The sequence below is a fragment of the Aquimarina rhabdastrellae genome (assembly GCA_947387485.1).
GTDB lineage: Bacteria > Bacteroidota > Bacteroidia > Flavobacteriales > Flavobacteriaceae > Aquimarina.
The window spans coordinates 173,655-185,235 of the sequence record CANDNT010000008.1; the positions used below are offsets into that span (position 1 = coordinate 173,655).

The following is an 11,581-nucleotide window of genomic DNA, read 5'->3' on the forward strand; positions in this document are numbered from 1 at the left end:
TTTAATTTTGAATATAATGACGTTTTTATTGGGATAAATCACATACTAAACCTCTCATTTACTCACTACTAATCCTGTTAGTCTTTTACCAAGGAATTAATATTATATTTGCAATCCCTTAATTTAACACAAGTAAAACACTAACCCCCATGTTTAAACACACACTCTCATTATTATTTTTGTGCTATTCGTTTTTTGCTTTTTCTCAAGGCGAAGCTAATAACTGGTATTTTGGAGATGGCGCTGCAATTACCTTTAATAATGGTGCTCCTCAAGTTCTTTCTGGTTCTCAAGTTTCTACAAGAGAAGGAGTCTGTACAATTTCAGATGAAAGCGGTAATTTGCTCTTTTACTCTGATGGAATTACAGTTTGGAATCGTAATAATCAAATCATGCAAAATGGTACTGGCTTGTTAGGAGATCCTTCTAGTACTCAATCCGGAATTATTATTCCTTATCCTGAAAATGATAATTTATATTATTTAATTACTGTAGATGATTGGTCTGGAAATAATGGAATTCGCTATAATCTTATAGACATGTCCTTAAATGGTGGTTTAGGAGCTGTTACTACTAAAAATCAATTATTACAAAGTTCAACTTCAGAGAAAGTCACTGCAGTTAAACATGCTAATGATACTGATATCTGGATTATTGCTCATGAAAAAAGAAATAATAATTATACTAGTTATTTAGTGACCAATACTGGAATTAACACTACAGCTATTATTTCTTCTGTAGGACATACATTTGAATCTCAAGGAGGTAGAGATGACTCTGGTTATTTAAAAGCTTCTCCTAATGGAAAAAAAATAATCTCTTCTTTATTTAGAAGAGCAGAATTATTTGATTTTGATGCTACAACCGGTATATTAAGTAATCCCATTAATCTCTCTGGTTTTAACAACTTCTCTCCTTATGGTGCTGAATTTTCTAGCAATTCAAAATATGTTTATCTATCGGTTAGTCAAAGTACCCTTACGAAATTTTTCAGATATGATATAAGCTCCAATAATGCTACTACAATTAACAGTTCTAGATTAGAAATTGACTTACCTGCTTCTTGCTCTAATGTTTTTTTAGGAGGTCTCCAATTAGGCCCTGATGGAAATATTTATGTAGCTCAATTTGACGCTACATCTATAATAGGTTATAATTACTTAGGAATAATTGAAAATCCTAATGTCAATAATCCTACATATAGGTGTGATGCTATCTTATTAGATCCTGGTTTATCTGAATTGGGATTACCTACCTTTATCCAATCTTTCTTTTTAAATACCTTAATTGCTGATGGTTTTTGCTCTGGACAACCTACTCAATTCACTGTAAATCCTACAGGAACGATAGATAGCATATTATGGAATTTTGGAGATGGAAATACGTCTACAGAAATGAATCCTGCTCATACGTATACTAACCCAGGTACCTATAATGTAATAGCGACCATAACTACAGGAGGAACTTCTACTAACGAAGAAATTGAAGTTATCATCTATCAAACTCCTATCCATTACACTGTAGCTAATTATCAAATCGAAGATGTGCCTTTTGATGGTGTTGCTGATTTTGATTTAACTTCTAGAGATACTGAAATCCTAAATGGGCAAGCTTCATCTGATTTTGAAGTATTCTATTTTTTAACTCAAGATGATGCTGATAATAATACCAATGCTATCTCATCTCCTTTTACCAATACGTCTAATCCTCAAACTATTTTTAGTCGTATTCATAATCGTAACGATACTACCTGTTTTCAAACTGGTTCTTTTCAAGTCGAAGTAACAAGTAGTTCTTCTATCGGAACTGTTTCTGATTTTTCCATCTGTAGTTTAGCTCCTAATACTGTTACTTTTGATCTAGATTCTAAAAATGATGAAGTTCTTGATGGACAAAATCCTGCTGATTTTAATATTTCTTATCATTTATCGCAAGATGATGCTGATACTAATGTTAATCCTTTAACATCTCCATATCCATATACTGATACTTCTATGCCGCTTCCTGTCTTTGTACGATTAGAAGCTGTTAGTGACCCTACTCAGTTTGATACTACTAGTTTTAATCTTATTGTTTCTCAAGCGCCTACGATTACCACACCTAATGATATTATAGTTTGTGATGATAATACCAATGATGGGGTGGAATCTTTTGATTTCACAGTGACTATCAGAGATATTTTGAATGGGCAAGATCCTAATGTTTTTTCTGTAACGCTCTTTGCTTCGCAAAATGATCTAGATAACAACACGAACCCACTACCTACAGTATATCAAAATACACAACTACAACAACAAATATTTGCTAAAATTGAGAATACTTCTAATCCTAACTGCGTTGAACAAACTTCGTTCATAATTGGTGTTAGTTATTCTCCTTTCTCGGTACATCCTCAAGATGTCATTGTGTGTAAAGATCCTACTGTTAATAATACTGTAACTATCGATCTTTCTGATTATGTTCCTGAAATTCTAGGTTCTCAAAATCCCGCTGACTTTACTGTCACTTATCACGCTAATGAAAATGATGCTCACACTGATCAAAACCCGCTTCCTGATGCTTTTTCTACTACAAACACCAGAGAACAAATTGTTTATCGTATTGAAAACAACCTAAACACTGATTGTTATATCAATGCTACATTAACGCTAATTGTTAACAATAGCCCATCTATAGGTTCTTTGACTGATATTACTATTTGTGATGATAATAATGATGGAACTATTACTTTTGATCTATCATCTAAAGATAGTGAAGCCTTAGATGGTCAAGACCCTACAGTTTACCAAGTTTTATATTTTGCTTCTCAAACTGATTTAGATAGTAATACTAATTCACTACCTTCTAATTATCAAAATACACAAGCTCAAGAACAAATCTTTGTAAGAATACACCCTATCAATGATGTTGATTGTTTTAATCAATCTTCTTTTAGTTTAACGGTTTCTCCTACTCCAATAATTGCTTCGACTTCTTTAGCATTGGATAATTGTGGAACTATGGGAGTAGCTGCTTTTGATTTAACAGAAAATAATGATGACATATTAGGTAATCAATCAACTACAGCGGTAACTATAACTTATCATACTTCAAGTGATGATGCTATTAATGATGCCAATGCTATCACTACGCCAGAAAACTATACGAGTCAACAAGACGGAGAAGAAATTTTTATTCGTATAGAAAGTAATACTAATACCGCATGTTTTGCTACTGATAGTTTTGTTTTAAATGTATTTGAAATTCCTACAGCAGGAACAGTAACCGATTTAGAATTATGCGATGCTAATGCAGATATTATTAATTATGATTTAAGTTTTAGTCTCCCAGAGATTTTAGGAACACAAGATGCGTCACAATTTGATATCAGTTTCTATAACTCACAAACAGATGCAGATACTAGAACAAATGAATTAGAGTTAAACCATGAAACATCAGAAAGTACCACTACAGTCTTTGCACGTATAGAGAATATAGGTAATACTGCTTGTTATCAAACCACGTCTTTTAATATCTTAAAAAGAGCATCTCCAGTATTAACTATTGCAGATGAAGTATTTATTTGCCCTGGAGAAACCTTAACCGTTATTGCTGATGCTGGCTATGATAGCTATGAATGGTCTACTGGTGAAACTACAGAACATATCGATATCACTGCTCCAGGAGAATACAGCGTAACAGTAACAGCAAATTACAATTCGGTAAACTGTACAACGACCAAAACGTTTATGGTAACTGCATCAGTTGTGCCACAAACTATAGATGTGATTGTTGTTGATTTTAGACCAGGATCACAAAATACTATCAAAATAATAGCAGAAGGTGGTGGAGATTTTGAATACTCTATAGATGGTTTTTCTTTTCAAGAAAGCAATGTATTTACTAACGTAGAGCCTGGAGATTATACTGCTTTTGTTAGAGATAAAGGACAATGTGTAATTTTATCTAAAGAATTTTATGCTTTAGGATACCCACAATTCTTTACCCCTAATGGAGATGGATTTAATGAAGTGTGGCAAATCCTTAACCCTGATAGAGAACCAGAAAATATCATATATATCTTTGATCGTTACGGAAAATTACTAACTAATTTCACGCAAGCTGATATTGGTTGGGATGGTACTTATAATGGAAAACAAATGCCTGCTACAGATTATTGGTTTAAAGTGGAACGTATCAACGGACAAACTATTAAAGGGCATTTTTCATTAAAACGATAAAAAATAGCATTATTTAAATATTCATACTATATACTAAACACAATCATTCTTCAAATCGAAATCCCAATTTAAAATAAGTTAGATTTTTATTATAACATCCGTACTAAAGCAGGTCTCACTACTAAGTGTGATCTGCTTTATTGCTTTATATAAAAACGCATCATATTTTGTCGGCTTGACCAATAAATAATAAAATTAAACTTATAATGTTTAAACGTACACTAATTTTTCTCATATTATTACTATCACATTATTTTTCCTTTGGACAAGGAGAAGCTAATAATTGGTATTTTGGAATTAATGCCGGTCTTAGTTTTAATACAGGAGACTCCCCTTCTCCACTATTAGATGGCCAGTTACATAGCTCTAGAAGTGCTACAATTTCTGACCCAAATGGGAATTTACTTTTTTATACAGATGGAAATACGGTCTGGAATAGGAATCATCAAATCATGCAAGATGGTACTGATTTATTTAGCTTGTTTACTGGAATAGGAATACGATCTATTATAGTTCCTCAACCTCAAAGTACTACTATTTATTATGTATTTACCACATCTACTGGTGGTTTTATGGAATATAGCATAGTAGATATGTCTCTTAATAATGGTTTAGGAGCAGTTATTTCTAAGCAAAACAATCTAATTGAAAATATATCTGGACCATTAACCGCTATTGTTCAAAAAAATGGCTCTGATATCTGGCTTGTTACTCATAGTTATGATCCTACTCCAAACTCTCCTGATGGAAATCTATTTTATTTTTTCAGAATAACTCCAACAGGACTAATTACCACTCCAATGGTTCAACGAATAGGTGCTCCTCTCGATGTATTCTCCTATTCATTTGGTGAAATGAAATTCTCTCCAGATGGAACAAAACTGGCAATAACATACCCTGTATTACCTGAAGGTCTGACTAATGGTGCTATTCCCAGAATATTTTTATATGAATTTGATCCTGAACTAGGAGTTTTATCTAATCCTATAGATTTTATGATTCCTACACCTAATGATTTTAGTATAGAATCTTATCCTGATAATGTAGAGTTTTCTCCTAATAATAGATACTTATATGTTAATGATAGAAAAGGTTCTTTTTACCAATTTGATGTTTGTATTCATGATGCTAACCAAATCATCAACTCTAGAACTAAACTTGAGTCCATTACATCTAGACGTTTAGGAAGCGGAGCTGGAATGCAATTAGCTCCCAATGGTAAGATCTATATCTCTAATGACTATACCGATACCAATGAGACTATAGGAGAAATATCATTCCCTAATAATGAAGCTAGTTTAGTTAACTATATCCATCATTCAGTTGACCTTAATGGTAGGATGTCTTTTTATCAATTTCCTAATTTTATTCGATCTTTTTTCTTTAGAGATATACATGCTGCTAATTTTTGTGCTGGGCTACCTACTTATTTTGACTTAAACAACTGTAATCCAGATAGTATCTTCTGGGACTTTGGAGATGGAACTACTTCAACAGAAGTTAGTCCTGATAAAATTTATACTGACCCTGGTACTTATACTGTAACTGTAACAGAAACCATTAATGGTCTATCTAATACATATACTACAGATGTTACTATATATCCTTCTCCTATAGCGAATACAATAACTACTTATACTGTTGATGCAAGTATGGCTAATAATGGTACATACGAATTTGATTTATCTACAAAAGATGCCGAAATTCTCGGAAATCAAGATCCTAACCTTTTTGATATTTCTTATCATTTAACAGAAGATGATGCTATAATTAATGCTAATCCGCTACCATCTTTATACACAAATACAGCTAACCCTCAAACTATTTATGCTAGAATACAAGGAAATCAAAATTCTACTTGTTATGGTATAACTTCTTTTGAATTAGAAATCCCTTCTTTGGCTAATATAGGAACTGTTTCTGATTTTTCCATCTGTAGTTTAACTCCTAATACTGCTACTTTTGATCTGGATTCTAAGAATGATGAAGCTCTTGATGGACAAAATCCTGCCGATTTTAATATCTCTTATCATTTATCTCAGGATGATGCTGATACTAATGTTAATCCTTTAACATCTCCTTATCCATATACTGATACTTCTATGCCGCTTCCTATCTTTGCACGATTAGAAGCTGTTAGTGATCCTACTCAGTTTGACACCACTAGCTTTAATCTTATTGTTTCTCAAGCGCCTACAGTTACCACACCTAACGATATTATAGTTTGTGATGACAATACCAATGATGGAGTGGAATCTTTCGATTTTACAACTACCATTAGTGATATTTTGAATGGACAAGATCCTAATGTTTTTTCTGTGACGCTCTTTGCTTCGCAAAATGACCTAGATAACAACGCTACCCCACTACCTACTGTATATCAAAATACGCAACCACAACAACAAATATTTGCTAAAATTGAGAATACTTCTAATCCTAACTGCATTGAACAAACTTCGTTCATGATTGGTGTTAGTTACTCTCCTTTCTCGGTAAATCCTCAAGATATTATTGTGTGTAAAGATCCTACTGTTAATAATACTGTAACTATCGATCTTTCTGATTATGTTCTTGAAATTCTAGGTGCTCAAAATCCTGCTGATTTTACTGTTACTTACCATGCTAATGAAAATGATGCTGATGCCGATCAAAATCCACTTCCGGATGCTTTTTCTACTACAAACACCAGGGAACAAATTGTTTATCGTATTGAAAATAATTTAAATACAGATTGCTATATCAATGCCACGCTAACGTTGATTGTTAATAATAGTCCTACTATAGGTACTTTGACTGATGTTATTCTTTGTGATGACAACAATGATGGCACTGTTACTTTTGATCTATCTTCTAAAGATAGTGAAGCATTAGATGGTCAAGACCCTACAGTTTATCAAGTTTTATATTTTGCTTCTCAAACCGATTTAGATAATAATGCTAACGCACTACCTTCTGATTATCAAAATACACAAGCTCAAGAACAAATCTTTGTAAGAATACACCCTATCAATGATGTTGACTGTTTTAATCAATCTTCTTTTATTTTAACAGTTTCTCCTACTCCAGTAATTGCTTCTACTCCTTTGGCATTGGATAACTGTGGGACAATAGGAGTAGCTACTTTTAATTTAACAGAAAATGATGATGACATATTAGGTAATCAAGCAGCTACTGCAGTAACTATTACCTATCATACTTCAAGTGATGATGCTATGAATAACACTAATGCTATCACTACTCCAGAAAATTATACTAGTCAACAAGATGGAGAAGAAATTTTTATTCGTATTGAAAGTAATACCAATACAACGTGTTTTGCTACTGATAGTTTTATTTTAAATGTGTTTGAAATTCCTACAGCAGGAACAGTGACTGATTTAGAACTATGTGATACTAATGCAGATGTTATTAACTATGATTTAAGTTTTAGTTTCCCTGAAATTTTAGGAACACAAGATACTGCTCTATTTGATATCAGTTTTTATACTTCACAAGCAGATGCAGATACTAGAACAAATGAATTAAATTTAAATCAAGAAACATCAGAAAGTACCACTACTGTTTTTGCCCGTATAGAAAATATAGGTAATTCTATTTGTTATCAAACCACCTCGTTTAATATTTTAAAAAGAGAATCTCCAGTATTAACTATCGCAGATGAGGTGTTTATTTGCCCTGAAGAAACCTTAACTCTTACTGCCGATGCTGGATATGATAGCTATGAATGGTCTACTGGCGAAACTACAGAACGTATTGATATCACTACACCAGGAGAATATAGTGTAACTGTAACCGCGAATTACAATACGGTAAACTGTACAACGACCAAAACGTTTATGGTGACTGCATCGGTTGTACCACAAACTATAGACGTGATTGTAGTGGATTTCAAACCAGGATCGCAAAACACTATTAAAATTATAACTGAAGGTGATGGGGATTTTGAATACTCTATAGATGGCTCCTCGTTTCAAGAAAGTAATGTATTTACCGATGTAAAACCAGGAGACTATACCGCCTTTGTTAGAGACAAAGGACAATGTATAATCTTATCTAAAGAATTTTATGTTTTAGGATACCCGCAATTCTTTACGCCTAATGGAGATGGATTTAATGAAGTGTGGCAAATTCTTAATCCAGATAAAGAACCTACAAACAACATTTATATCTTTGATCGTTACGGAAAACTATTAATTCGTTTTACTCAAGGAGATATTGGTTGGGATGGAACTTTTAACGGCAAACAAATGCCTGCTACAGATTATTGGTTTAAAGTGGAACGTACCAACGGACAAACTATTAAAGGTCATTTTACACTAAAACGATAAAAACAGATAACATACAGCTATGTTTGATAGTATAGCTGTATGTTGTTATTTCGATCTAATATAAATTATTGTATATATCTTTTGGTTTATCGCTAATTCATGTTAATAGTATTTTACAAATGAATTAATATTATATTTGCAACTCTTGCTTAATAAACAAGTAAAATACTAACCTGACCCCTATGTTAAAAAATACTTTTTCACTTTTATTATTACTGTATTCATGTATAGCCTTTTCTCAAGGTGAAGCCAACAATTGGTACTTTGGTAGTGAAGCAGCTATTAGATTTAATAATGGTATTCCCGAGGTATTAAATGATAGTGCAATGAGAGGTTCTGAAACCTCTGCCACCATTTCTGATGCAGACGGAAATTTACTTTTTTATGCCAATGCTACTACAGTTTGGAATAGAAATCATCGCGTTATGCAAAACGGTTCTGGCTTATTAGGAAACAGTTCTAGTTCTCAAGCTGCATTAATTGTTCCTTTTCCTAACGATCCTAATCTATATTATCTATTTGTTTCTATAGGTAATGGTACTACTTCAGATGCTGGTCCAGCAGGAATCACTTATAGTATTATTGATATGCGCCTCGATGGCGGTTTAGGAGGTCTTGTACCTGGATTAAAAAATCAAACTTTATTTGCACCATCTTCAGAACGAATGGCTGCCATAAGACATGAAAACGGACGCGACGTCTGGTTAATAGGAAATAGAAACCCTCAAGCTAGAGAAGTTGTTAGTTATTTATTAACTGGAGATACTACTATAACAAGTACTCCTGTTGTTTCTAATGTAGGTGTAAATGACTCTGATGATGTTATTGGTTTTATTGTTTTTTCTCCTGATGGCGAAAAAGCTGCCATTACACACTTAAGAAATAGAACTATTTCATTACTTGATTTTGATCGTACTACTGGGGTATTTAGCAATAAAATTGTAATCAATAACGCGCCTAATATATCTAATGGATTAAGAACTATTGAATTTTCTCCTGATGGTAGATATTTATACGCAGCAACTCAGGTGGTTCCTAATACTGGTATTATACAATATGATCTATGTTCAAATAATCAGGCTCAAATTAATGCTTCTGCTTTTAATCTTGTAACAAGAGATTTTAATACCAATAGAAAATACGATCAAGGAATGTTGTTAGGTCCTGACGGAAAAATTTATATCGGATCAAGTATTAACGATGGTTATATCGCTAGAATCGAATCACCTAACTTACAAGGAAATGCAGCTAATTATGTAGAAGAAGCTATTTTTTTAGGTGCAGGTAAACGTACTTATGGTTTTTGTAATTTTGTTAAAGAACCTTCTGTATTACCTAGAGATGCTTCTGGGATAAATGTTGCAGGTAATACCTGTATCAATGATGCCTTAACATTTACTATAAGTAATACAAATGATGTTACCTCTGTCGATTGGGATTTTGGAAACGGAAATACCTTTACAGGTTTAACACCTCCTCCACAAACATATACTACAGCAGGAGTTTATACCATAACTGCTGCAATTACAAGATGTGGTATGGTTGATAATGTAGCTTTGGATATCACTATAACTTCTCCTCCTACAGTTAGTACAGTTACTGATGTAAATCAATGTGCGACTACTTTTAATTTAAGAACTATAGACACCGAAGTTTTAGGAACTTTACCAACTACAGATTATCAAGTTGAATATTACGAAAATCAAGTCGATGCAGATAATAGAGAAAATAGTTTACCCGATTTATATACTCCTCCTTCTTCAAGTCAAGTAGTATATATAAGAGTACATGCTAATGATTCTCAAGGGTGTTATGCTATTCAAACATTTACACTTAATACACAAACACCTATTACCATTGGTGCTATCAGTACTTTAAACGCCTGTATATCTGGTGCGACTGTAACTGTAGATTTAACTCAAAAAGATACTGAAGTATTAGGAAGTCAAAATCCAACTGAATATACAGTTACTTATCACGAGACCGAATTAGATGCACAATCTGGTACAGATATACCTAATGCTACGGCATATGATGTAAGTGCTTCTCAACAAATTTATGTTAGAGTTGAAAGTGTTGTTGATTCCAATTGTTTTAACACTGGATCATTTACCTTACAAGTAAGTCAAGAGCCAAGGATAGCTAATTTAACAGCGTTAACTTTTTGTGGAAACGGAAATGCAGCTGACTTTAATTTAAGAGAGAAGGATACCGAAATCTTAGGAACTCAAAATGCTTCAGACTTTGAAATTACTTATCATAACTCAAGTGATGATGCAATGAATGATGCTAATGCTATTGCTAATCCAGAGGCATATTCTGCTCAAAGTAGTGAAGAAATCCATGTACGTATAGAAAACACTACCAATGCTGCTTGTTTTGAAACAGGAAGTTTTAACTTGATGATTTCTCAAACGCCAGTGATTGCTTCTGCTCCGTTAGCATTGGATAATTGCGGAACTATGGGCGTTGCTACTTTTAATTTAAGAGAGAATGACGATGAAGTATTAGGAAGCCAAACAGCTACAGAGGTTACAATAACCTATCATACTTCTAGTGATGATGCTATGAATAATGCAAATGCCATCACTACGCCAGAAAATTATACCAGTCAGCAAGATGGAGAAGAGATTTTTGTACGTATAGAAAACAATACGAATACGGTATGTTTTGCTACTGATAATTTTATTTTAAATGTATTTGAAATCCCTACAGCAGGAACAGTAACTGATTTAGAATTATGTGATGTCAATGCTGATGTAATTAATTACGATTTAAGTTTTAGTTTTCCTGAGGTTTTAGGAACACAAGATGCTTCGCAATTTGATATCAGCTTTTATAGCACACAAGCAGATGCAGATACTAGAACAAATGGATTAGAACTAACCCAAGAAACATCAGAAGCGAGTACTACAGTTTTTGCACGTATAGAAAACATAGGTAATACAGCTTGTTACCAAACGACTTCGTTTAACATCTTAAAAAGAGAATCTCCAGTATTAACCATTGCAGATGATGTATTTATTTGTCCAG

The 11,581-nt window shown here is 33.1% G+C and carries 3 protein-coding genes; all 3 read left to right on the forward strand.

What is annotated here, in order from left to right:
* Window positions 1-149 precede the first annotated feature (149 nt).
* The gene (locus ACYEKI_RS13550; RefSeq protein ID WP_459211737.1) at window positions 150-4,220 is read left to right on the forward strand and encodes a T9SS type B sorting domain-containing protein; all 4,071 of its coding nucleotides are present in this window, start codon (window positions 150-152) and stop codon (window positions 4,218-4,220) included.
* A gap of 206 nt (window positions 4,221-4,426) precedes the next feature.
* Window positions 4,427-8,548, forward strand: coding sequence for a T9SS type B sorting domain-containing protein (locus ACYEKI_RS13555; protein ID WP_459211738.1), 4,122 nt, complete (start codon window positions 4,427-4,429; stop codon window positions 8,546-8,548).
* Between the two features lie 182 nt (window positions 8,549-8,730).
* Window positions 8,731-11,581, forward strand: a 2,851-nt coding sequence (locus ACYEKI_RS13560) for a PKD domain-containing protein (protein WP_459211739.1), incomplete at its 3' end; no start/stop codon positions are given.

Bases quoted from the DNA above. Each gene is read 5' to 3' on its own strand.
- ACYEKI_RS13550 (WP_459211737.1), top strand. From the start codon at position 150: ATGTTTAAACACACACTCTCATTATTATTTTTGTGCTATTCGTTTTTT.
- ACYEKI_RS13555 (WP_459211738.1), top strand. From the start codon at position 4,427: ATGTTTAAACGTACACTAATTTTTCTCATATTATTACTATCACATTAT.